26 protein-coding genes are annotated in these 23,225 nt (G+C 38.3%); 10 read left to right on the forward strand and 16 right to left on the reverse strand.

Annotated features, from left to right (window positions below; all coding sequences use genetic code 11):
• Window positions 1-21 precede the first annotated feature (21 nt).
• From VSAL_RS09205 to tssI, 3 genes are read right to left on the reverse strand one after another with little or no spacing between them, the layout of a single operon-like run.
• Window positions 22-2,637, reverse strand: a complete 2,616-nt coding sequence (locus tag VSAL_RS09205) for a T6SS effector BTH_I2691 family protein (protein ID WP_049940370.1) — start codon at window positions 2,635-2,637, stop codon at window positions 22-24.
• Complete coding sequence (locus VSAL_RS09210; RefSeq protein ID WP_012550342.1) at window positions 2,634-3,488, reverse strand: DUF4123 domain-containing protein; 855 nt, start codon at window positions 3,486-3,488, stop codon at window positions 2,634-2,636. Before VSAL_RS09210 ends, VSAL_RS09205 begins: the two co-directional genes overlap by 4 nt.
• Window positions 3,488-5,077 (reverse strand): type VI secretion system tip protein TssI/VgrG, encoded by a 1,590-nt coding sequence (gene tssI, locus VSAL_RS09215; RefSeq protein WP_407921287.1) that lies wholly within the window; start codon window positions 5,075-5,077, stop codon window positions 3,488-3,490. The genes VSAL_RS09210 and tssI overlap by 1 nt, the downstream gene beginning before the upstream one ends.
• A gap of 45 nt (window positions 5,078-5,122) precedes the next feature.
• Between tssI and tnpA the strand changes: the two genes are divergently transcribed.
• From tnpA to VSAL_RS09230, 3 genes are all read left to right on the forward strand, one after another.
• The gene (gene tnpA / locus VSAL_RS09220; RefSeq protein WP_012548925.1) at window positions 5,123-5,437 is read left to right on the forward strand and encodes an IS66 family insertion sequence element accessory protein TnpA; all 315 of its coding nucleotides are present in this window, start codon (window positions 5,123-5,125) and stop codon (window positions 5,435-5,437) included.
• The gene (gene tnpB, locus VSAL_RS09225; protein WP_012548924.1) at window positions 5,434-5,781 is read left to right on the forward strand and encodes an IS66 family insertion sequence element accessory protein TnpB; all 348 of its coding nucleotides are present in this window, start codon (window positions 5,434-5,436) and stop codon (window positions 5,779-5,781) included. Before tnpA ends, tnpB begins: the two co-directional genes overlap by 4 nt.
• Before the next feature lie 71 nt (window positions 5,782-5,852).
• Window positions 5,853-7,340, forward strand: a complete 1,488-nt coding sequence (locus tag VSAL_RS09230; protein ID WP_012549008.1) for an IS66-like element ISVsa2 family transposase — start codon at window positions 5,853-5,855, stop codon at window positions 7,338-7,340.
• Between the two features lie 12 nt (window positions 7,341-7,352).
• Here the strand turns inward: VSAL_RS09230 and vgrG are convergent, their stop codons facing one another.
• The 4 genes from vgrG to hutW all read right to left on the reverse strand — a co-directional run bounded on the left by vgrG (window position 7,353) and on the right by hutW (window position 10,623).
• Complete coding sequence (gene vgrG, locus VSAL_RS09235) at window positions 7,353-7,901, reverse strand: type VI secretion system tip protein VgrG (RefSeq protein ID WP_044583270.1); 549 nt, start codon at window positions 7,899-7,901, stop codon at window positions 7,353-7,355.
• Between the two features lie 274 nt (window positions 7,902-8,175).
• The gene (hutZ, locus tag VSAL_RS09240; RefSeq protein ID WP_012550343.1) at window positions 8,176-8,706 is read right to left on the reverse strand and encodes a heme utilization protein HutZ; all 531 of its coding nucleotides are present in this window, start codon (window positions 8,704-8,706) and stop codon (window positions 8,176-8,178) included.
• A gap of 25 nt (window positions 8,707-8,731) precedes the next feature.
• Window positions 8,732-9,238 (reverse strand): heme utilization cystosolic carrier protein HutX, encoded by a 507-nt coding sequence (hutX, locus tag VSAL_RS09245; protein ID WP_012550344.1) that lies wholly within the window; start codon window positions 9,236-9,238, stop codon window positions 8,732-8,734.
• A gap of 20 nt (window positions 9,239-9,258) precedes the next feature.
• Window positions 9,259-10,623: a heme anaerobic degradation radical SAM methyltransferase ChuW/HutW gene (hutW, locus tag VSAL_RS09250; protein ID WP_044583271.1), complete on the reverse strand. Its 1,365-nt coding sequence runs from the start codon at window positions 10,621-10,623 to the stop codon at window positions 9,259-9,261.
• 162 nt (window positions 10,624-10,785) lie between these two features.
• Here hutW and VSAL_RS23865 point away from each other — a divergent pair, with 162 nt between their 5' ends.
• The 7 genes from VSAL_RS23865 to VSAL_RS09280 all read left to right on the forward strand — a co-directional run bounded on the left by VSAL_RS23865 (window position 10,786) and on the right by VSAL_RS09280 (window position 15,316).
• Window positions 10,786-11,031 (forward strand): hypothetical protein, encoded by a 246-nt coding sequence (locus VSAL_RS23865; RefSeq protein WP_231850827.1) that lies wholly within the window; start codon window positions 10,786-10,788, stop codon window positions 11,029-11,031.
• 95 nt (window positions 11,032-11,126) lie between these two features.
• A complete protein-coding gene (locus VSAL_RS23870) occupies window positions 11,127-11,519 on the forward strand; it encodes an energy transducer TonB (protein WP_231850828.1) in 393 nt (130 codons plus the stop codon).
• A 9-nt stretch (window positions 11,520-11,528) separates the two neighbouring features.
• Window positions 11,529-12,209: a MotA/TolQ/ExbB proton channel family protein gene (locus tag VSAL_RS09260; RefSeq protein WP_012550346.1), complete on the forward strand. Its 681-nt coding sequence runs from the start codon at window positions 11,529-11,531 to the stop codon at window positions 12,207-12,209.
• Window positions 12,209-12,634: an ExbD/TolR family protein gene (locus VSAL_RS09265; RefSeq protein ID WP_012550347.1), complete on the forward strand. Its 426-nt coding sequence runs from the start codon at window positions 12,209-12,211 to the stop codon at window positions 12,632-12,634. Before VSAL_RS09260 ends, VSAL_RS09265 begins: the two co-directional genes overlap by 1 nt.
• The gene (locus VSAL_RS09270) at window positions 12,624-13,496 is read left to right on the forward strand and encodes a heme/hemin ABC transporter substrate-binding protein (protein ID WP_012550348.1); all 873 of its coding nucleotides are present in this window, start codon (window positions 12,624-12,626) and stop codon (window positions 13,494-13,496) included. The genes VSAL_RS09265 and VSAL_RS09270 overlap by 11 nt, the downstream gene beginning before the upstream one ends.
• Before the next feature lie 3 nt (window positions 13,497-13,499).
• Window positions 13,500-14,537 carry a FecCD family ABC transporter permease gene (locus VSAL_RS09275; protein WP_012550349.1) on the forward strand — a complete coding sequence of 346 codons (1,038 nt, stop codon included), beginning with the start codon at window positions 13,500-13,502 and terminating at the stop codon, window positions 14,535-14,537.
• Window positions 14,534-15,316, forward strand: coding sequence for a heme ABC transporter ATP-binding protein (locus VSAL_RS09280; protein WP_012550350.1), 783 nt, complete (start codon window positions 14,534-14,536; stop codon window positions 15,314-15,316). The genes VSAL_RS09275 and VSAL_RS09280 overlap by 4 nt, the downstream gene beginning before the upstream one ends.
• Before the next feature lie 90 nt (window positions 15,317-15,406).
• Here the strand turns inward: VSAL_RS09280 and rplT are convergent, their stop codons facing one another.
• From rplT to VSAL_RS09325, 9 genes are all read right to left on the reverse strand, one after another.
• Window positions 15,407-15,760: a 50S ribosomal protein L20 gene (gene rplT, locus VSAL_RS09285; RefSeq protein ID WP_012550351.1), complete on the reverse strand. Its 354-nt coding sequence runs from the start codon at window positions 15,758-15,760 to the stop codon at window positions 15,407-15,409.
• Between the two features lie 41 nt (window positions 15,761-15,801).
• The gene (gene rpmI, locus VSAL_RS09290) at window positions 15,802-15,996 is read right to left on the reverse strand and encodes a 50S ribosomal protein L35 (RefSeq protein WP_012550352.1); all 195 of its coding nucleotides are present in this window, start codon (window positions 15,994-15,996) and stop codon (window positions 15,802-15,804) included.
• 107 nt (window positions 15,997-16,103) lie between these two features.
• Window positions 16,104-16,655 carry a translation initiation factor IF-3 gene (gene infC, locus VSAL_RS09295; RefSeq protein ID WP_012550353.1) on the reverse strand — a complete coding sequence of 184 codons (552 nt, stop codon included), beginning with the start codon at window positions 16,653-16,655 and terminating at the stop codon, window positions 16,104-16,106.
• A 3-nt stretch (window positions 16,656-16,658) separates the two neighbouring features.
• The gene (thrS, locus tag VSAL_RS09300) at window positions 16,659-18,587 is read right to left on the reverse strand and encodes a threonine--tRNA ligase (protein ID WP_012550354.1); all 1,929 of its coding nucleotides are present in this window, start codon (window positions 18,585-18,587) and stop codon (window positions 16,659-16,661) included.
• Between the two features lie 228 nt (window positions 18,588-18,815).
• Window positions 18,816-19,562 carry a sporulation protein gene (locus VSAL_RS09305; RefSeq protein WP_012550355.1) on the reverse strand — a complete coding sequence of 249 codons (747 nt, stop codon included), beginning with the start codon at window positions 19,560-19,562 and terminating at the stop codon, window positions 18,816-18,818.
• 66 nt (window positions 19,563-19,628) lie between these two features.
• Window positions 19,629-20,711, reverse strand: coding sequence for a site-2 protease family protein (locus VSAL_RS09310; protein ID WP_012550356.1), 1,083 nt, complete (start codon window positions 20,709-20,711; stop codon window positions 19,629-19,631).
• Between the two features lie 24 nt (window positions 20,712-20,735).
• On the reverse strand, window positions 20,736-21,053 hold the full coding sequence (yqfB, locus tag VSAL_RS09315) for a N(4)-acetylcytidine aminohydrolase (protein ID WP_012550357.1): 318 nt from the start codon (window positions 21,051-21,053) through the stop codon (window positions 20,736-20,738).
• 90 nt (window positions 21,054-21,143) lie between these two features.
• The gene (gene yegD, locus VSAL_RS09320) at window positions 21,144-22,496 is read right to left on the reverse strand and encodes a molecular chaperone (RefSeq protein ID WP_012550358.1); all 1,353 of its coding nucleotides are present in this window, start codon (window positions 22,494-22,496) and stop codon (window positions 21,144-21,146) included.
• 63 nt (window positions 22,497-22,559) lie between these two features.
• Entirely contained in the window at window positions 22,560-23,123 is a 564-nt protein-coding gene (locus tag VSAL_RS09325; protein ID WP_012550359.1) for a phosphatase PAP2 family protein, read from the reverse strand.
• Between the last annotated feature and the right edge of the window lie 102 nt (window positions 23,124-23,225).

Raw genomic sequence — 23,225 nt, forward strand, 5'->3', positions numbered from 1 at the left:
ACCTATTGTTATCCATTTAGCTTAAAAATATCGATTCGCAGCACTAATTACAAATTGTCCTACATATACAGTCAATTGCCCTGTTAATGCTCCTGTTTTTAACCAATATCCAAAACGCTCATCCACTCTTTTATTTCTATCCATTGCTTTATCAAAGCTTTCCCAAGCTTCTAAACCTGTTGCTATTAATCCAAAAGTCGCAGTAATCAAAGCATGTTTAGCAAAAGTTTTAATAAACTCTCTTTCGTTTAAAGTAATATTGGATTGACTTGAGCGCTTCGAAAATACTTGTTTTAGTGATCGTTTAAGTAACCTGTCATCCCCTTCAATTTCACCCCATGCCTTATCTCTAAATATTGCAGAAATATTAGCCACCACATAAGCAGACGCATGAGTTACTTCTCTCCACACAGGTTTAAATTGCTCATAAAAGGTATCACCGACTTGTTCTGCTTTGTAGTTAACATCCTTCGTTACAACAGCTAACTCCCAAATATTTAACGCGGCAAGAACGCCTCCCAACTTCCCTAAACCCTTCCAATTTTTCTCTGTGACTTCTTTTGTTTGAGTCCATACTGTATCAACATAGTTATTTACTAACTGCTTTGCTTGCGCATTAACTGCTGAGTTCTTTAATGCTAATACCGTTGGCATTTCACCACTTAGAACTTGCTGAATTCTTTGTTGCATAGCTTGAATGGATTTAATCTGATGGTTTTTAGATGCTCTTTGACCGGGAACTGGTTTAGTTGCTTTTTTTAACTCCTCGATATATACGTTTAATTTATTTAAAAACGCTGCACGTTGAGTTTTATAGCTTTTGTTTACTTCAACAATAGCGCTATCCGTCATCATGCTTTCTAAGAAAATCAAACGTAAATTACTTACAACATTAATTGATGATGCACCTTTCTTCCATTGACTTGGAAATAGAAGATCCATCGTTGCTCGCCAACTTGTACCTACTTGATTTTTAACTGCACCCTCTAATGCTGAAAAACTTTTTTGAATAGGAAGAACTAAAGATTGAAACCATGCTTTTTCTTGAATTCTTGCATCACCTGTAAATGAATCCCACTCAGAAAAACGAGACCAAAACGCATCCATATCACCAGCACTAAAAGGATCAATAAGAGGCTTACCGCCTTCATTTATATGATCATTAAGCACTTCCCAATTATCGAAAGAGAATCCAACTGGTGCTAGAGCCAATAAATTGTTAGGTGAATCAAATGAAAGTAATTCATCTAACTCTTTCATTTGCTCTTCTAGCTCAGAAACTTGCTTAACAACGATCAAAAACTGACTAACTAAATTAAGTAAATAAGCCTGATGGTTTTCATATTGGTTATCTAACCCCAAGATTAATGGGTCAATGCCTAACTGTGTAACTGCTGCTATAAAATCAGATAAATATTTATTTATTCGTTCACTTGTGCCTTTTAACTGTGAGTAATGCGATATTACAAAATCATCTAACTCTTCCCAATTAACATCACTCGTATATGCAGTTGTTTCTTTAAATTTCTTAAGTAATTTAGAGTCTGGCTCATAAGAATAGTTATTTTTCAATTCTTGTAACTTCTCTTTCGCCTGCGGTGTATATACAGGCTCATAATGAACACTTTCTGCTGCGGGCAATGCTTGTTCTTCGTTAGCTAAACCTTGAATATACAAATAATCAGTTAATTCTTTTTCAAACTGAAATATGCTAATTGGATCTTCTCTTATCTCTTTAGGTAATTCATTTTCATCAAGCCTTACTCGTCCTAAGGTTCGAGTCAATTCCGCCATTTGAAGTTTATATTGTTTATCTTCATCTCCCATAATTGCCGCTTTCTCTGCCACTTCACTCGACAACTTCAAAAACAGATCCGTTATATCAGCCAACTGATCATCCAATGCGATATACAAAGCGCTGTTCTTTTCTAATAAATCGCATTGATAATCGGTTTCTAATACGGTTTTCTTATGGGTAGCGAGATGAAACTCATCATCAGAGGGATCATCGTCTTTTAATGGGGAACATGTTTTTTCAAACAAGACATCGGAGGGTTTGGGAGTTCCAATATCAGCAACAGTATGAACAAAATCACGCATGCCACCACCGTGTTCTATTTCTAATGTGTTTGAATAGGTTTTTAAGTCGACAGTTCGCATCCATTCGTTTCGGCACTGGGTATTTGAGCGCATGTGTTCACATAATCGCCATGTCCAACGTTGGTGAGAAAATGATATCGTTACCGTGTCATTCTTAGAGTAAGACAAACAGCTTTTAGCCTCTCCTGCTTGCCCTCTCTCTTCTGGTGCTTTATCGGCTTCATTTGAGCCCCAATCAATCTTAATGAATTGAGAGCCTTTCACCTGATATTCATGAAAGGTTTTATCTTTATTGCTATAAACGTAAAGCCAACCGTCTCTTAATTGTCTTAATGTATATTTTGAATGAGCAACATCAAAAAAGCCGTGACCTTTATGGGCATCAAGTAATGGGTGTTTCTGCTCTTTTTCTTCATCATCAATCGCATAACGAACCGGAATGATATCAATAACACCAAACTTTACAGGGCAAGCCCCTGCTGGGTTTTTCGCATCTTTTTTACTGCCACACATGGCCGCATTGTTTGCTTCGCTCATTCTTGTAAATCCTTTTGCATAGAGTGACGATATTGATAGGCCAAATCCGCCGCTTGTTTGATTCTTTGTTCTGGGGTTTGCTGCGATGTTTGATAGATCAATTCGGTGATTTTTGGGTATTTATCGGTTGTGATCGCTTCTTTCCCTAAATATCCCATCACATTCATAAATAGACAGACGTCAGTCTCATTTTGAAACCCTCTGCTATAAGCGGCATCGAACCAATACTGAATCCATTTTTGTTTATCTATCACGCCCTCTAAACAATGTGGGAAGAAATATTCCACATGATTAAGTACATAGGCATAGGCATTTTCAGTCGCTAACTCTCCTAACGCTTGCCATTGTTCGTCCGTTAAACGATAAGGTTTGACGCTTTTCATCTCAGTGCAAGGCGATAGGTAATGTGCCCATCCTTTTTTAGATGGAAGCCAAACTTCATTAATGTGTTGCCAATACCAATCTGTTCCTGTTGAGAATAAAACATTGGCACATCCTGAATGCGCGGATTTCAATATGATAGATGAACCATAAGGCGATTGAACCTTAATCAAACCTCTAAAATGTTCGACAAGACTTTCTAGATCTAACGCCGAACTCAATAAGAAACCATCTAGCTGACCAGATTGACTTTCAAACCATTGTGCAATAACAGGCGTTGCTTTTACCAAGTAAGGAGAGACAGATATCAAATCATCCCAAGGCTCATACAAATAAAGAGGTTCCTGCTCAATCACCGTGTCCAATTGATATAACTGTTTTAATACGTCAACACTCTGACTTGTGTCTAGCATCAAATAAAAGGAGGATAAATCATCAATAACCAAAGAATCATAGCAATGTGTTTCCATTATTCTTGTTCCTGATCTTGTTCACACTCTTCACAGACTGGATCCGATGTTTTTAATGCCTCGATTTGACGAGTGGCGTGAATTTTACTTCTTGTATGTTCAGAGGTTGTTGCTGTTTCAACACCACGGCCTTCAGCTTCGACATTCTTCAGAATGGGTTTACTTGCTTCCACTCCAGCATATCCACTGCCACTGCCCGCACTTCCTCCTGCGTTTAAATTAATAGCAGGCCCAAGTAAATGAACTCCGGCAGGGTCTACTTTTAATGTACTTCCACCGGCAGATATCGTGAACTCTGTCCCTGCCTCTAAAATGATTTTATTACCAACATCAATATGTAACTCGCGGCCTATGTCTATCAGCTTTTTTTCTCTCACTTTACCGTATTCAGATCCTAATATTTGCTGATGTGTGTCTTTTTTTATCGAGGTAAATTGGTCACCATTAACGGTACGATGGCTGTCTTTTTTGATTTCAACGAATTGATTTTGATGTATGACTTTATGATCATCCTTGAAGACTTCTGTGGTTTGATTATTTTTAATTTGAATATCTAGATCTTTTGCCGCGTGAATATAAATATGTTCGTTATCTTTTTTATCTTCAAAACGTAATTCATTAAAGTTATCGCCACCGATAGAACTCGATGTCTTAAACGTACTTCTTGTTTTATGCTCAGGTAATGCATACGGTGGCTTATTGTCTCCGTTATAAAGAGAGCCCGTAATTAATGGTTTGTCTGGATCTCCTTGTAAAAAAGTAACGAGCACTTCGTGCCCAACTCTAGGCAATACAAATTGGCCATACTGATTTCCAGCCCAACCTTGGGACGTCCTTACCCAGCAACTTGTGGTCTCATTCCCTTGTCCATTTCTATCCCAATGGAATTGCACTTTAACTCGACCAAATTCATCACAATAAATCTCTTCATTCTTTGGACCAGTAACAATAGCAGTATCAATGTTTTTAATGCGAGGCTTAGCTTGTGCAGTCAATTTAAAAGGCGTCATCCAAGGAATACACATAAATTCGGCCTTATAATTTGAGACCCCATCGGCCAATTCTTCTAATACCTGAGGTTGTTTACCCTCATGCTTTACTGTTATTAATAACCATGTGCTATTCCATGATTCATTCGTATAAGATTGAATTGGCTGAAAATAACCGACACGTAATTGAGCGCTATCGCTGATACCTATTAACTCTAAAGACGTCGATCTTTGTTGATCTAATTTTAGTTTTATTTGTTCTTTGATAGCATGCTTTCTATCATCGAGAGAAAAGGCATGAATTGGTTGGTAAGAGTACTGCTCTAATGGTGATTCACTCGTTTCCTCAGTTCCATTAATGTGGTCTACCGTTTCTGATAACGAGTACTTCGGTCTTTCAAATACATAATCACGTATTGAGACCTTACCAGTATTTACTTTCTGCTTTTTAACAAGAGACATAATCGTATCTCTCTCTTTGGCCATACCACTTTCAGAAACCACACGTAATGGAGGAAGTTCGGTATAAACTTCAGAACCATCAGAAATAATAAGTGTTGAATTGTAAGCGTGCGGGGAACTACACCTAACAAATAAAATTCATTATGCGTATCTTACGATCTTTCATTTAACGAGAACGTAATTATGCAAAAAGATAAAAAGAGAACACCAGAGCAATGGCACGCTCTATTTGAATCTCAGCAATCTAGCAAGCTTAGTGCCGCTGAATTTTGTCGTAACCATAATATTCTGCCAAAGACATTTAGTGCACGTAAAGCACGATGGAAACAAAAGATTAACGCTTCTACTTTCTTGAAAGTAGAAGCGTTAACATCAACTATCATCGCCACTCCACAATTACCAGATATTCAACTTTCTATCGGAAAATTGCGATTAACATTGCCAGCTAATACTGAACCTCACTGGATAGGACTCTTATTAAAAGGGTATCAATCATGAATGTATTTACTGATGTTTCCACCATTTATCTTCATCGTGATTTTGTCGATTTTCGCAAGGCCATTAATGGCCTTGTCGTGATTGTTGAGCAAGAAATGCAACTATCACCGTTTAGTGATGCTCTATTTATATTTTGCAATAAGCCTCGTGATAAACTCAAAATATTGTATTGGGATAAAACAGGATTCGCTTTATGGTACAAGCGATTAGATGAAGACCGCTTCAAATGGCCACGAAATATAAATAACGATACGTTAGCATTATCAGAGCAGCAACTGACACTGCTATTACAAGGTTTTGATATCTTAGGACATCAACCGGTACATTATCAAACAACCCTTTAAATAGTTGATTCTCAGTCAAGAATAGGAGGCAACCGATTGATTACCTGTATTATCGTTATATAGTCATCTACATGACTGATAAAATAAAACCACTTCCTGATACCATTGACGAGCTGAAAGCACTTGTGCTTCAGCTTGAAAATAAATATAACCGTCTTCTAGAGCAATTTCGGCTGGCTCAACATCAGCGCTTTGGTAAAAGCAGTGAATCTGACTCGACTCAATTTGATTTATTCAATGAAACAGAAGAAGAAATCATCATTGAAAATGATGATACACAAACGATTACCTACACTCGTCAAAAGCCAAAACGCCAACGCTTACCTGAAGACTTACCGCGTACTGTTATTATCCACGACATAAAAGATAAAACTTGTAAGTGTTGCGGTCTAGAGATGCATGCGATGGGTAAAGACATCAGTGAAAAGTTGGAATTTGTACCAGCTAAAGTGGAAGTTATTCAACATGTTCGTCCTAAATATGCTTGCCGAAATTGTGAAAAAAACAATACTTCAGTAGACATTAAACAAGCCCCAATGCCAGCGTCACCAATCCCTAAAGGGATTGCGACCGCAAGTTTACTTGCTCAAATTATTACGGCTAAATTTCAATACAGTCTTCCACTTTATCGTCAAGAAACGTTATTTCAGCAATGGGGTATCATTATTGGACGGCGAACGATGGCGGATTGGTTAATAAAATGCTCGGTACTATTTACCCCTCTTAATAACGAGTTACATCGTATTTTGCTTGAACAACCCACTCTGCATTGTGATGAAACAACGGTAAATGTGTTGGATGTTGAAAAAGCAAAATGTTATATGTGGGTCTACTGCTCTGGCTATGATTCTCCAGGCTCTGGTGTTTTGCCTGGAATTGTACTTTATGATTATCAATCTAGCAGGCATGGCTACCATCCAGTTAACTTTTTAAAAGGTTATAACGGGTATTTACATACCGATGGTTACCAAGGTTATGAACAAACTGAAGCGATTTTAGTTGGCTGTTGGGCACACGCACGTCGACGATTTATTGAGGCTCAACGTGTTCAAGTAAAAGGGAAAACAGGGAGTGCAGATTGGGTATTGAGTAAAATCCAAAAGCTATACCGGATCGAATCGTTATTAAAAGAGGCTTCCCCTGAAGCCAAGTATGTTGCTAGGCAGACAGAAGCCCGCGATTTACTTAAAGAGCTCCGTGATTGGCTTGATAGCGCAGTTAGTCGAGTATCACCTAAAACAAAATTAGGTGAGGCGATTAGCTATACATTAAATCAATGGGATAAATTAGTTCGTTATATTGATGATGGATTGTTATCTATTGATAACAATCGAGCAGAGCGAGCGGTTAAACCGTTTGTTATCGGCCGGAAAAACTGGTTATTTTCGGGTTCAACGGCTGGTGCAGATTCAAGTGCAATGCTTTACAGCATTGTAGAAACAGCAAAGGCAAACGGATTAATCCCTTACGATTATATTAGGTATTGTCTAGATCGTTTATGTGTTGGATCGCCAGATATCGATTCACTTTTACCTTGGAATGTAAAAGACAAGGTGTAGTTCCCCGCACGCTTACGTTGAATTCACTTCCAAGTGTTCAAAAAATGAAACCAAGCCCTCTTCAGCCATAAGACGCTTAATAAAAGCATGATCTGTTTCACCATATTGCACACAGTATTCTCGGGATAAATGCGGACTAAAAAGCTCCATAGAAAAATGATTGTTTTGTATCCCTGCATCTTGATATACAGCGGTAATAATATCTGGGATAGTTTGTTTCTGAAAGATTCGAAAATGCGTTCTATAACTTAATAAGTTAAAAATGGGCGTTAATTTAAGTTTGTAGGTACTGTAACGAAACGAAGTGGCTAACTGCTCTATGAACTCAATGATGCCATGAACATACCTTGGGGTTTTATCATTATTATGATGCAACGAAAGTCGTGCTGGCAGTTGTAGCCATGCTGCAAGATCTACATCAGGATCTTCACAAATAAAGGTAATATCGAAATAATAATCCTCCCCTAGTTTTTCTTCTCCAGAGAATTCATAAACTTGCAGCGGTAAATCTATTGTTGCTATATCAAGTTCAAATTTTTCTTGGTTAGCATTTTGTTTCATGACTCTTAACCTTCACCCATAAATAACAAAATAATCAATAACTTATTAAATTTATGGCTAAATAATATCAGTAATACATAAGGTTTCTATTTTGGTTAAAGAATATGCGATCAGACCCAACCTCACGCTTGAAAACGAATCAAACTAAAAAGTATGCCAATATTACTCATGCGAAAAGTATGTTTTATTTTCTAGAGTTACCTCACTTTTCTATAATAAAAAAGCCCGAGTACGAATACTTGGGCTGATGTTCATTCTATATATTGGAGGCCAATTACGCTTTTTCGTGCTTTTTATGACCTTGTTCTAAATGGACAAAATCCACTAAGTCATCACCACTTACTTGAAATGCCTGACCAAAACCTTTTACAAACAAGCCCTTAATTGGCTTAAGACGAAACATTTTAAAGTCCTCTAGTGAGCTAAGCCCGTCAATTATTTCACCAAAACGAAGTCTCATTTGAGTTACGGCTTCTTGCCATTTATCTTCATCACGATCAATTAAAATGGCTGTCGCATCAAAAGTTAAACGCTTACGAGCAAAAAGTAATTTTGACGATTCTTCATCTTCAATAAGCATTAAAGATACGTCTGTATTTTGCATTAAATTACGAGCGTGACGCGCTATTTCTGAAATTAACACGTAGTAACCATCATTAAGTAATACGAAAGGTGCATAACTCACGTTTGGCTTTCCTTCGCTATCAACCGTAGCAAGTTGAAGTGTTTTTTTTGAATCACGAAACTCTTGAATTTCTGGTTCTAAACGATTTTGTAAACGTTCTTTTTTGATGTCTTGGTTCATCTGACTTTCCTTTCTATAATTATTTTTATGCGTATTTTTCTTTTAAGACACAAAAAGCACGGACTTGTTCAGGAAGTAATTGACGTTTTTTATCTCGTCCTAAATATATCTTAAATATAGAATTTCCTTCTTTATCAAAAAATCCAAAATAATGACTTTCAGATCCTCGAAATGGTTTACTGACTAAAGCAATATCAATAATTAAATCTATTTTTAAGTGACCGTGTAACTCGCCATTACATCCCATTAAGTTATAGTAACCATGAGCTAGTTTTCCTTTAGGGAATGGGGCTTTAACCTCAAAAATAGAGCCAAAAGAATGAACAATCGTCGTTACATCCCCAAAACCAACTAACCCTTCCAAAATAGTTTGAGCTTCTTCTCCTGCAACTAACGTTACAATATGATGAGGTAATGCTTTAATCACTTCCCCTTCTGAAACTAATCGATTCTCTGTTGAGAGTTGTTTTGCCATCTCACTAGGTAATAAAGATGGATCATTTTCAAATAGCGCTAGTATTTCTGTTTTCACAATATCTCTCTTTCTTTATTTTAAGCGGCTTGAATGTGTCGTTGAGCATGTTGAAGTGCGGTAATAACACTTTGTGCCAACGTTACTGACCAAAACTGTCCTGCTAACGTTAGACTTAAATAATCGTTTTCAACAATAACCAAGCCGTTATTTTCCCAATGCATAAATAATGGCATAAGAAAACCAAAGACATCTTTATTGTTGTATTGCAGTAAGGTATGACGAGATAAAACGCCATGATCAAAACCCGCTTTAATCATCGCATTTAATGCTGAATTCTCAGACGAACGAGTCATCATGGCGATTGGAAGTGTATTTTGTTGAATAGCATCAATATAAGCATTTAATGTTCGATGTTGCATCATTCCGATCCCGCCAACATTCCCCCCTGCGCCACACCCAATAGGAAGAACTTCTGCCGTTGTTTTAGCTAGGCTGTTATAGATACTTCGCTCTCTATTATTGCTCGCCCAATGATTAACACTCAGTCGGTTTAAATGGTGTTTACTCATAAATTCAACACCATATTTATACATATACGCTTTTTCTTCTGTGCTCGCAGGTTGTGGCAATTTCCCTTGTTCGATCATTCCCTTCATTGGTGTCCCACCCATCTCAATTAATTGATATAAGTCGACACCATGAGCCCCTGTTTCAAGAAAATCATTTAAGTCTTGTTGCCAAATATCACTTGTTTGAAAAGGAAGCCCATATAATAAATCAAGTACGATAGGCGCTTGATTACTATTACTTAATTCTTGAATTCGGCGTAATACATATTCTTTATCATCAAGCCTTTTGGCTGATCTTCTTACTTGAGTATTAAAACTTTGAACACCAAAAGAAAATCGATTAAAACCACCTTCAAGAGAGCGCTCAAACATCTCTTCATCAAATCGATTAATACGCCCTTCTAAAGTAATTTCACAATCCGTGGTTAGTGGGAAATAAGTACGAACCGCCTTTCCTAATAATTCAATTTGTTGGGCAGACAAATCTGTTGGGGTTCCCCCCCCAACATAGACGGCATGAAAAGGAGCAGCTTGCGTCCAAGCCTGTTGGGCTTTCCATTTAATTTCAATCATTAAGGCATCAAAATAACTCTCCACTAATGATTTACTTGAGGCGTGTTGGAAAAAATTACAATAAGTACAACGAACTCGGCAAAAAGGAATATGAATATATAAACATCTCGTTGCGGCTAATCCTTCCGTATTTGAGAGAACTTCCTTCGCTTTTTCTTCATATAAATCACTTGAAATTGGCGTATTTTCTCCACCTGCATGCGCTGATGATTTACGTTGGAATGCGTAAAGTAAAGGCTCAGGTGTAGACTCACCCAATATTAAAGTATCTAAACTTGATATATCTATTTGATTTTTAATGCTTTCATTCTAATTTCTCAGCCCCTTAACTACTAAGAGCTTCGTCTCTGGAATGAATGATAAATTATTTATTATTGAGAATGCAATTGATAATTGATCTCATTTCGATTTTGATTGATAATAAACATATTATTAATACAACATCACTGCGTGGAGTCTATTGTGCTTAATTGTCGTTATTTCATTGCTGTTGGGCTCTCCCTTGCTGTACATATTGCATTTATCTGGTCTGTTCCTAGCAAACAAGCTTTTGCCATGCCTACCGGTAGTCAATCTTCTCAGGTAAATATTCAGTTTGTTACGCCAAGCTCACCTTCAATGTCAAAAGCGAAAACGGATTTGAAACCCAAAAAATCTAAATCCATTGAAAAAAACCAGTTCAAAAGCCGCACCCAAAAAAAGCAGTAAAAAAGAAAACAAAACCAACTCCCAAAAAAGCGGTAATTAATAAACCAAACATCACTAAAAAATCAGAACCTGTTGCGAAACAAGAAAACGCAAAATTGAAACAAGACACGGCATTAAAAGAGGTCAATAAAGAAGATAGCACCTCAAAGAACACATCAGACCAAACGGCTTCTGCGTCTAAATCAGGGGTAACTGAAAAACCACAACTTATTCAAAAACCCAGTTTTGTAACTAAGCCTGATGCACCAAGATATCCAAGAATAGCCCAACGCCGTGGAATAGAAGGCACTGCGCTTTATGAGATTTGGCTAAATGAAAAAGGTAAGCAAATAAAACAAGAATTAATTACGTCATCAGGTACAGGAATTCTTGATGACGCCGCTCTAAAAGCGATTCAAAATTGGCAATTTTCCCCTCAAATTATTGACGGTCAGGCCATTGCACATCGTGTGCAGATCCCTGTTCGTTTTTCTTTAAATAAGTCATAGGAAGTTATCATGACTGGTTTTATCAACCTTTATTCACAACTTGGAATGATGGCATTACCATTGTTTATCTGCTCCGTTCTTACGCTTATATTATTGGCCGAACGTATTCTCCATTTGCTTTTTTCTTCTGGATGTAGCCACCGAAAAATTGCACTTTCTTATAACAAGTTAAATAAAAACGATGATAAAGAGATCAATAATATTATCGTTACTTTGAATTCACAACGAGCGTTATCGGCCAAAGGCAACGCAATGTTGTTAGCCCATCGTCATTTTGATAAAGCGTTACGAGAAGACGTCGCAGGATTATGGCTACAAGAAAAGCGACATCAGCTTCGTTCAGGTTTAAGACTTCTTTCTCTTATCGGCGTAATAACTCCCCTACTTGGTCTACTTGGAACCGTTCTTGGACTTATTGATATGTTTAAAGAAGTAGCGGCAACGACGGGATCCATCACTCCTAATATTCTTGCTGATGGGTTGGGCTTTGCAATGAGAACAACCGCTATAGGACTCATCATTGCAGTGCCTGCTATTTCAGGTTCACAACTTCTTGGACTATGGGCAGATAACATTCTATCTAAACTAGAGTATTCATTAAATGTCACAAATCTGTGGATTGAGGGGGTGGCACCCATGAAAAATAAAAATGAACAAGAGGCATCATTACGTTCAATAGAGGCTATCTAATGATTCAATCCAATAGACAAGAAGAGTTAGATAATCTTCAACCTGACCTCACACCATTACTCGATATCATTTTTATTGTCATGGTATTTTTATTATTAACCGCAACAGTAAAATTACAATCATTAGAAGTCAGCTTACCTTCTGCAGAAAGTGAATCTATCTCTAGTGTTGATAGTAAGTCTTTTACTATCAACATATTAGAAAAGCCACCTTATTGGGGGCTTGATGGTACACCTTATCCTTCTTGGGAGAATTTCACTCAAGCCCTGTTAAATAAAGTAACTCAAAAACCAGATTTTCAAGTTGTTATTGCTTCAGATAAAACGGCGGAAATACAACATATGATTAAGTTACTCGCCTTTTTACAAGACAATAAAATTAAAGCGACTCAAATTTTAATGGATGAAAAAACACATGCAAACTAAACCTTATACCTCATTGCTAGCAAGTAAAAATCTCTTCGCAATCGGTCTGTTATTTGTCTCTTCTTATTCGATGGCACAAGAACGCATTATTAGTGCAGGAAGCAGCGTAACTGAACTCATTTACGCCTTACATGCTCAAGATAAATTAGTCGCTGTTGATGTCACAAGTCGTAACTCGCAAACCGAAGCATTACCTAAAATCGGTTACCACCGACAACTTTCAGCTGAAGGGCTGTTAGCATTACAACCCACACGAATTATCGGTTCTGATGAAATGGGGCCAAAATCAACATTGGATCTTCTCAGTCAATCTGGGATTAACGTCAATATTGTAAACACAACGCCGACAATAGAAGGATTATTGAAACGCATTGATGAAATCGCAGAATTAACACAAACTGAATCTCAAGCAGACATTATTAAACAGAAAGTACACCAACAAGTTAATCAGTTAGAAAAAACGATTCCAAATAAAGCACAACAAAAAAAAGTGTTATTTCTATTACTGCATGAAGGAAGAGCGCCTTATGTTGCAGGAAAAGAAACCACGGTTGATGAGATAATCAAATTAGCGGGAGCCATTAACCCTGCAAGCAAGTCATTATCCTCATTCAAGCCTTTATCCATTGAGGCCATGATAGCAATGCAACCTGATGTGATTTTAGTGAGCAACCGTAGTTTTAAAAAATTAAAAGGCATTGATAATATTTTAAAATCAATACCGACATTAGCATCAACGCCTGCTGGCATTAATAAAGCAATTATAACCATTAATGGATCTGCACTTGTTGGTGGACTCGGTCTTGCCAGTTTAGATGAAGCCGCTCGCTTAAATTTTCTTCTTTATCCCCAGCAGAATTAAATTATGTTTTTAAAATATCTCTCATTTTCAAAATTAATGCTCATTGGTTTTAGCATTTTATTTTTAACCACATTATCCTCTATCGCCGTTGGGCCAATGAATATTACGTTGGCCGATAGCTTTAGTAGCTTATTACCGGGTACCAGAAATATCCCTGCTCATATTGATTTAATCATTCATCAAGTTAGGTTACCAAGAACATTATTATGTATGTTGGTCGGCGCTATTTTGGCAATTTCTGGCGTAGTAATGCAGGGCTTGTTCCGTAATCCATTAGCGGAACCTGGCATTATTGGAGTCTCTGCAGGCGCAGCTCTTGGAGCAGCATTAGCTATTGTCTCTTTTTCATCAATCAGTACCAGCTACCCTATTTTTATGAACTTTGCTGCTATCCCAATGTTTGCTTTCTTAGGGGGGGCATTAACAACCGTTATCGTTTATCGATTAGGTACGAGTCAGTTTGGAACCTCGATTACGGTTATGCTATTGGCTGGGGTTGCTATTAGTGCATTATCTGGTGCAGGGATTGGCTATTTGAATTTTATCGCTGATGACCAAATGCTGCGAGATTTGTCATTATGGTCAATGGGATCATTGGCAGGTGCATCTTGGCAAGATCTACTCCTCGCCTTTTTGGGCTTAGTCATATTACTCACTATTTTCATGAAAAATGCAGCGGGATTAAATGCGCTATTACTCGGTGAAGCTGAAGCAAAACATTTAGGTATTAATGTACAGTCTTTAAAAAAGCGAATGATAATTTTAAGCGCTATCGGTATTGGTATTACGGTTAGTTTATCTGGCATGATTGGCTTTATTGGTTTAATCATTCCACATTTAGGTCGTATGATGACAGGTCCTAATCATCGTACTTTATTACCATTATCAGCTCTATTAGGCGGATTATTACTTACCTGTGCTGATATGTTCGCTCGTGTTGCTGTCAGCCCTGCAGAGTTACCTGTCGGCATTGTAACTGCTATTATTGGTGCTCCTTTCTTTTTATATTTACTGTTTACTCAGCGCGGAAAGTTCTCATGAATCTCATCTCTACCGCTATTTCAGCAAAAAACATTACCTGCTATTTAAATAATAAATTAATTCTAGATGATCTTAATCTTGATCTTCATTGTGGAGAGGTAACCACACTACTTGGGCCTAATGGTGCAGGTAAAAGTACTCTTTTAAAAATCTTATGCAATGAAATAAGTTCCACTAACAATATTTCGTATTTTGGAAAAGAGAAAGGAAGATGGGAGCCTTGTTTATTAGCAAAAAGACTAGGCGTATTACCTCAGCAGAGTTCTCTCTCTTTTGCTTTTACCGTCAGTGAAGTTGTTGAGCTTGGTGGGTTACCATTGGCGTTGTCAAATAAAGATCTCAGGATCATTACTCAAACAATGATGGAAAAAACAGGAATACATCATTTAGCAGATAGACTATACCCCTCTCTTTCAGGGGGAGAGAAACAGCGCGTTCATTTTGCTAGGGTTTTAACTCAAATCAGCCAATCTCAACAGCAAAAAATTGTAATGCTTGATGAACCAACTTCTGCATTAGATTTGTCACACCAACATAATACGTTACGTTTAGCTAAAGAGCTTGCGAATGAAGGTGCTGCAGTGATTATTGTATTACACGATTTGAACTTAGCAGCTCAATACTCAGATAGAGTTATTGTGTTGCAAGATGGTACATTACAAGCTGATGGGACGCCATGGGAAGCCATTACACCAACCATGATTGAACAAGTTTATGGGCACAAGACATTCGTTCAAGCACACCCTACCCTTAATTTCCCCGTTGTTTATGCAGCTTAATCTCTTATGCATTAAAGTCAAATAACAGGCATAAAAAAAGGAGAGCTAGTGCTCTCCTCAATTAGTCTTAAAGCCTTATTACTGTTCTAATTAAAGAGCAGCATTCGCCTTAGCAACAAGAGCAGCAAATGCTACTTTGTCGAATACAGCGATGTCAGCTAGGATCTTACGATCGATTTCAATAGATGCTTTCTTAAGACCGTTAATGAAACGGCTGTAAGATAGGCCGTTCTGACGAGCAGCAGCATTGATACGAGCGATCCAAAGTTGACGGAAAACACGCTTTTTGTTACGACGGTCACGGTAAGCATATTGTCCTGCTTTAGTAACTGCCTGGAAAGCTACACGATAAACACGTGAACGTGCTCCGTAATAACCTTTAGCTTGTTTCAGTACTTTCTTATGACGTGCACGAGCTTGTACACCACGTTTTACGCGAGGCATTGTGTCTCTCCTAAACTAAATATAATAAATTAACTAAAAAATTATGCGTATGGAAGCATACGTAAAACTGCTGCTACTTCACACTTTGCAAGTAGAGAGTTTGGACGAAGCTGACGCTTGTTTTTAGTCGTACGTTTAGTCAGGATGTGACGTTTCGTAGCGTGCTTAAATTTGATACCACCAGCAGTTTTCTTAAAACGCTTAGAAGCACCTTTGTTTGATTTCATCTTAGGCATGATGAATATAACTCCGCATTGTTGCGTGATTAAACATATAGTAATTAGGCGAATAAAACAGGATAACTGCGAGCAGTTACCCCACTTTACTACTTGAATGCACTAAATTACTTCTTTTTAGGGGCTAACACCATAATCATCTGGCGACCTTCAATTCTCGTTGGAAATGATTCGACTACTGCAAATTCTTCAGTATCCGCTTTCAAACGATTAAGAACGTCAACACCGATGTTTTGGTGAGCCATCTCTCGGCCACGGAAGCGAATTGTTACCTTCACCTTGTTGCCTTCTTCCAGGAAACCAGTCAGGTTGCGTAGTTTTACCTGATAGTCTCCAATATCTGTCCCAGGTCTAAATTTAATTTCTTTAGTTTGGACCTGTTTCTGTTTTTTCTTCTGTTCTTTAGCAGCCTTGGCCTTTTCGAAGAGGAATTTGCCATAGTCCATCACACGACAGACTGGTGGCTCGGCATTCGGGCTGATTTCAACTAGATCGACACCTGCTGTAAGTGCAACGTCTAACGCTTCATTTAGTGAAACGACGCCAACTGACTCGCCATCTAGACCTGTAAGGCGCACTTCTTTAACGCCAATAATTTCACCGTTTAGACGATGAGCATTTTGTTTTGCCGGCTGTTGGGCTCTTTTTCCGCCTTTAATACCTTATTCCTCCACAGTATTGAGCGTTCGGGTACTAACTTCTTGCTGCAGGAATGCAACAAAATCATCAATTTTAAATTTACCCAAATCTTTACCTTTACGCGTACGTACTGCAATTTCGCCAGCTTCCATTTCTTGGTCACCACAAACAAGCATATACGGAACACGTTTCAAAGTATGTTCCCTGATTTTAAAGCCAATCTTCTCATTTCTCAAGTCCGCTTTGACTCTAAATCCATTTTTTTGCAGTTTTTTTGCAATTTCTTGTACATAATCAGCTTGTTTGTCTGTAATACCCATCACAATCGCTTGTTCTGGCGCCAACCATGTAGGAAAAAAGCCTGCGTAGTCTTCAATTAGGATACCGATGAAGCGCTCAAGTGAACCTAAAATCGCGCGGTGAATCATCACTGGTGTGTGACGTTCGTTATCTTCACCTACGTAAGTTGCTCCTAAACGCTCTGGTAATGCAAAATCGAGCTGCACTGTACCACATTGCCACGCACGGTCCAGACAATCATGCAAAGTAAATTCAATTTTCGGTCCGTAGAACGCACCCTCACCTTCTTGAATCTCATAAGCAATGTTCATTGACTCTAGAGCAAGCTGTAAATCGGCCTCTGCTTTGTCCCACATTTCGTCAGAACCAACACGTTGTTCAGGACGTGTAGACAATTTAACAACAATGTTTTCAAAACCAAATGTCGTGTATGTATCGTAAACCATCTCAATACATGATTTCACTTCATCTTGTACTTGAGCTTCAGTACAGAAGATATGAGCATCATCTTGAGTAAAGCCACGAACACGCATGATGCCGTGTAGTGCGCCTGATGGTTCATTACGATGACACGCTCCGAACTCAGCCATACGCAGTGGTAAATCACGGTATGACTTCAGACCTTGATTAAATATTTGAACGTGACCTGGGCAGTTCATTGGCTTAATCGCGTATTCACGGTTCTCAGAGCTTGTTGTGAACATCGCTTCTGCATATTTGTCCCAGTGCCCTGAACGCTCCCAAAGTACACGCTCCATCATTAATGGGCCTTTTACTTCTTGGTAATCGTATTCAGTTAGTTTTTCACGAACAAAAACTTCCAGCTCACGGAAAATAGTCCAACCGTTGTGGTGCCAGAAAACCATACCTGGCGCTTCTTGTTGCATGTGGAACAAGTCAAGATGCTTACCAATTTTACGATGATCACGCTTTGCGGCTTCTTCTAGGCGGATAAGGTGTGCTTTAAGCAGTTTCTTATCTTGGAATGCAGTGCCGTAGATACGTTGCAACATTTTGTTGTCGCTGTTACCACGCCAGTATGCACCCGCTACGCTCAGAATTTTAAAGTTCTGGCAGAAGCTCATGTTAGGGACGTGAGGACCGCGACACATGTCGATGTATTCTTCATGATGATATAAACCTGGACGGTCGTCTTTAGAAACGTTCTCGTCAAGGATTGCAATTTTGTAAGTTTCGCCACGAGCATCGAATGCATCGCGAGCTTCTTGCCAGCTTACGTTCTTCTTAATTACTTGGTACTTAGTTTTCGCAAGCTCTTTCATGCGCTTTTCAATCTTATCAAGATCGTCTTGCGTTAAAGAGTGCTCCATATCGATGTCGTAATAGAAACCGTTATCGATAGTTGGACCAATCGCCATTTTCGCTTCTGGGAAAAGTTGCTTAACTGCGTGACCTAAAAGGTGCGCACAAGAGTGACGAATGATTTCTAAACCGTCTTCATCTTTTGCTGTGATGATTTCAAGTTGTGCGTCATTTTCAATTAAATCACACGCATCAACACGAACGCCATCAACACGGCCAGCGATACAAGCTTTCGCAAGACCTGGACCGATGTCAGTAGCAACATCCATAGTAGAAACAGCATTATCGAATTGACGTTGAGAACCGTCTGGAAGAGTAATTACAGGCATGTTTTATCCTTTACAGTGGTGTCGCACACGAAGCGACACATGCTAAAAATTAATGAAACGAAATAATAGATTGTCTATATATGATGTAAGGATCAATCAACCACACAAAGGTCGGGACACTTACAAGCCGATTATTGTACGATTCTTGAGTGCCTAATGCAAAAAAGAATCGAGATCACAAAAATGACATCGATTCTTTTTTTATGGTAAAAATACAATCGTGCTTAGCTACACACGTAATATCTTTTGTACAGCATGATGGATATCAGCACTTGACGCATTGACGTTTAATGAAAAAGAAGCATATTGGTCACCACGATTAAAGCCCATCGAACGATCCTCTTCAGCTAAACAGTGAAGAACTTGACCATCCAGAACAAATGATAGTTCTATTTCTTTCTTGTTGATGAAACCATTACTTTTAAATTCGATCTCTTGGTAGCCACCAGAATGTGACTTAAAGTGCCCTCCATTTAGGAACCCCTGTTCTACATCCGCTTTTACCATACTAAGCCCAGCCTGTTCGATTTGGCTGATAATAGCAGCAGCAACTCGCATTGGCTTAACAACTAATAAATCACGATCCGTAGGATCAATAGCAAAATCAATATCTAATACGGTTTCAACCCAAACATCACAATGGTTATTGTTCACATTAAGCGCTGTAATCGGAGTTTCATCTGGTAACTTAATTGTAAATTTCATTTCCTGAGTCTCCCCAGCTTGAATCACAAATGGATTCACGGCTTGAGTATGAAACAGAGTTAATGTTTGATAGCTAGTTCCATTGTCATTTTCTACTTTGATTTCAGTATTCAGCTTCAAATGGATTGCATCAATTTTTTGCTCAATATCTCCCCCTTGAATATGAACCGTACCTATTAACGTATCACCTTGGAACAATTCAGGGTTTTCTAAAATGGTATCTACCTTTGCGGCACCTATACCTAATGACGCCTTTAATTTCTTAAACATCCTTTTATCCTTTCTGTGCGCCCTTCTTGAGCTTCTCATTTATATTCTAAAATAGGCTTCTTACTATTACGTTCCTAAAATCTGCATTGGCAGTTGTAATAAAGCATCTCCGCTACTTGCAAAATACCAAATAATACCAACTAACGAGCTTACAAGCCCGACATACCAAGCCGATGAAACAATTTGTCCATATTTATCTAAAGGCAACAAATGACTATGATGACGTTGCTTCCACTCAAAGACGATTTCTAAGCTCCCCATAATAAGTAGGAAACCAAAAAGAGCGAAGCCTAATTGGTAACTTAATATTATCCCACCAATGGCGGCTAAAGCACACAATGCAATACCAACTTTACTGTTCATAGAGAAGCTAACACTTTTTAATACGTGTCCACCGTCTAAGGGCAAAATGGGCAGTAAATTAAAGAGGTTTAAGAATGCATTAAATACAGCAAGACCCGCAAAGAACATCTCTCCTGTTATCCAATACACGACAATTAAAATCAGCGACAGTATCAAACCAAAAAATGGCCCCATAATCGAAATAACAACATCTTGCCAACGTGTATTTATTTTCTCATCACTGAGTGCTAATCCGCCTAAAAATGGGATCAAATAAATCCCTTTCGTCTTCATTCCAAAGTATTTCATCGCACGAATATGACCGTATTCATGAAACACTAGGCAAGCTATCAGTGATAATGCAAATTCAATAGAAAATAACCATGAGTAAGCCGCGATACTGGCTGACGCTAATACAACTTTAACCAGTTTAACGCTTTTTAATGCTTTCATGCCTAGTGACACAAGACCGATCAAACTAAACCGGCGCTCTGCTTTTATTGGCTCATGTGGAACTTGTTGCTCAATGTCTTTTGTATTACGAGAGCCTTCTGCGATCAACTGGTCATCAACACTTGCACGATACTCGATCAAAAATGGTTGCCAAGTAACTTTCACTTCTAAACGACACGTTACTATCGTCTCACCTTGATTCAATTTAAATTCGTGTATAAATAGATCTTGATGATCCGCGGATGCCGCCTGTTGAGCAACTAATGTATTACTCCAAAACACTTGCTGCCAGCCAGCCATTGAGCCTTCTAAACGCAATGGCTGTCCAAGAAAATCAATGGATAACAGTTCCATTATTTATCCTATATTAAGTAATCGTTAAACTAAATGGTAAGAAACTACGTAAAGTTGACCTTTGTTTGCGTAAATCTCTTCGATAATTTGTTTTAACTCATCTAATGTCATGTTTTCTTGATCTGCATGATATTGGTTTAATTCATCAAACGTAATGGGCGTAACGCTATCAATTGCTAAACGACAAAAATGACGATTGTCTTCATACGTGCTGACTGAAACCTCAGAACCTACCGCATAATCTTCTTCTGATTCATCTCGAATCGTAATTACTTTTTTTCCCGACATAATATCTGATTCAAAACGCTCAAAAAAAGTCATCGTTGTTGGTATGTTTGTCATTTAATTTTACCTAAAATTTATTTAATATTTCACAAAACCAAGCGACGTTATCAGCCGCTTGATACTCGAATTTATTGTGAATCACTGAATTTATGCGAAGCAGTAATTTGCCCAGTGAGCTAAGCCCGCTGTCACTGAACCAAAGTAATTACCACCTACAATTTCAATATTTGGTAATTGTTTCTGCAATGCTGCTTGTAAAATTGGTGAACGAGCAGAACCACCGGTGACATAAATAATATCTGGCGTTTTACCTGCTTGCTGAATGGCTTCTTTAACAAGTCTATTGATGTTCTCTTGCGGTTTCGCAATTGCCTCAGTAAGACTTTGTTGATCAATAGATAATGATAAGCCTTCATCAAGATAGCTGAGATCAACCGAATGCTCTAAATGCTCTGATAGCGCAATTTTTGTTTGTTCAGCGTCACGAAGTAATTTATAACTTAATTTTTCATCGTACAGTTTAATCAATCGAGCTAATTTTTCTGGCTCTTGTGTCTCATTCATCATTTGCAATAAATGTTTACGGTTAGCAAAACCAAAGAAATCCAATTGTGCCACAATATTATTAATAGCAATTGGATTCCAAAATTGAGTCATTGGTAACTCTAAGCCTTTATGAGTTCGACTTTGAGATCCCAGCATTGGCATAAATTTACGGTGTGCTAAATGAATATCTAAATCATTACCACCAATACGAGACCCACTGTGAGCTAAGATCCCTTTTGTGCGGTCATGATTACCTTTCCAAGATGGTCCCATCTCGATCATCGAGCAATCAGTCGTACCACCGCCAATATCAACAATAAGAACCGTTTTGTCTTCAGTTAATGTTTGCTCATAGTCTAGACCCGCGGCCACTGGTTCAAATTGAAATTCAATATTTTTAAAACCAACACGCATCGCTGCACGTGACAAAATAGAGATGGCTTGGCTGTTTGCCTCATCACTTTCTGCCCCTTGGAAGTTAACAGGACGCCCAATAACGGTAGATGTAATATCAGCCTGTAATTCTTGCTCTGCATTATTTTTGATGTTTTTCATCATGGCAGTTACAAGATCTTCAAACAAGCTAACTTGTACATCACGTAAACCAGAAACACCTAAGAAAGATTTAGGTGACTTTACGTAATATACGTCTTCTGGATCATCAATATAAACATTTAAAGCCGCTTGACCAAACGTCACAGATCCAGCATCAACATCAATATCCTCTTCACGGTTATAAGCAATAGCCGTATGAAGTAAACGTTCATTAATATTCGTACTTGGTTGAACACCCCAAATACGAAATAGATATTCAGAAACAGCTTCTCGAGTAGGTGCGCATAACGCGGAAGGTATAAAAGTACTATCCCCTTCTAGTTTAAGCAGTTTAGCTTGATTATTTTGAATGGTTGCCACTGAGCAATTTGCCGTTCCGTAGTCAAATCCAATAAACATTGTTGTACACCTAGCATCGAATAAAAGGGAGGTGATTTTACTCGCTTGCTACCCATTTGCCAATCAAAATGAAAAAGATGCTGCAATTCCGACATGATCTTGGTTAATAACAGGGGTAATCATGACCTTATTTGAATCTATATACGCATCTGTCACTAAATATTGAATGGTTGTTGCTAAAACTGCACCCGCAATCACATCACGCCAATAATGGTGATCATTCTCAACTCGCGAATAACCAACTAATCCTGCACTAATATAAGCAGGTAAACCATACTTCCAGCCATAACGAAATTGTAAATAAGATGCCCCCTGAAAAGCCGATGATGAATGACCTGATGGAAAACTTAAATCATCTTCTCCATTCGGCCTTTCTTCTCTTACTGTATACTTAAGAGCTTGAGTGGCAGCGAGTGTATATGCCGCTCCTTTTGCAAACATCCAAAACCCATCGTAATCTTCTTTAAATAAGGCAACCGAACCAGCAATAACAGGAATACCTACCGCACCTATGTTTGCGGCTATATCGCCAGGCTGATCTTCTGAAGCTTCTGCGTCATGACTGAAAAGAATAATACTTGAAAAAATAGCACCGCTAATAAGCCCTACTTTAACGAACGATTTCATTTGTGACCTTTAATACAAAATGTTGGAAGTACGTAATTATACCCGACGATATCTAAACCCTTCGTCACCTTTCTAGGTGTTTTAGCTCAAAAATAGGTTTAT

Source organism: Aliivibrio salmonicida LFI1238, assembly GCF_000196495.1.
In the GTDB taxonomy this organism is placed as follows: Bacteria; Pseudomonadota; Gammaproteobacteria; order Enterobacterales; family Vibrionaceae; genus Aliivibrio; species Aliivibrio salmonicida.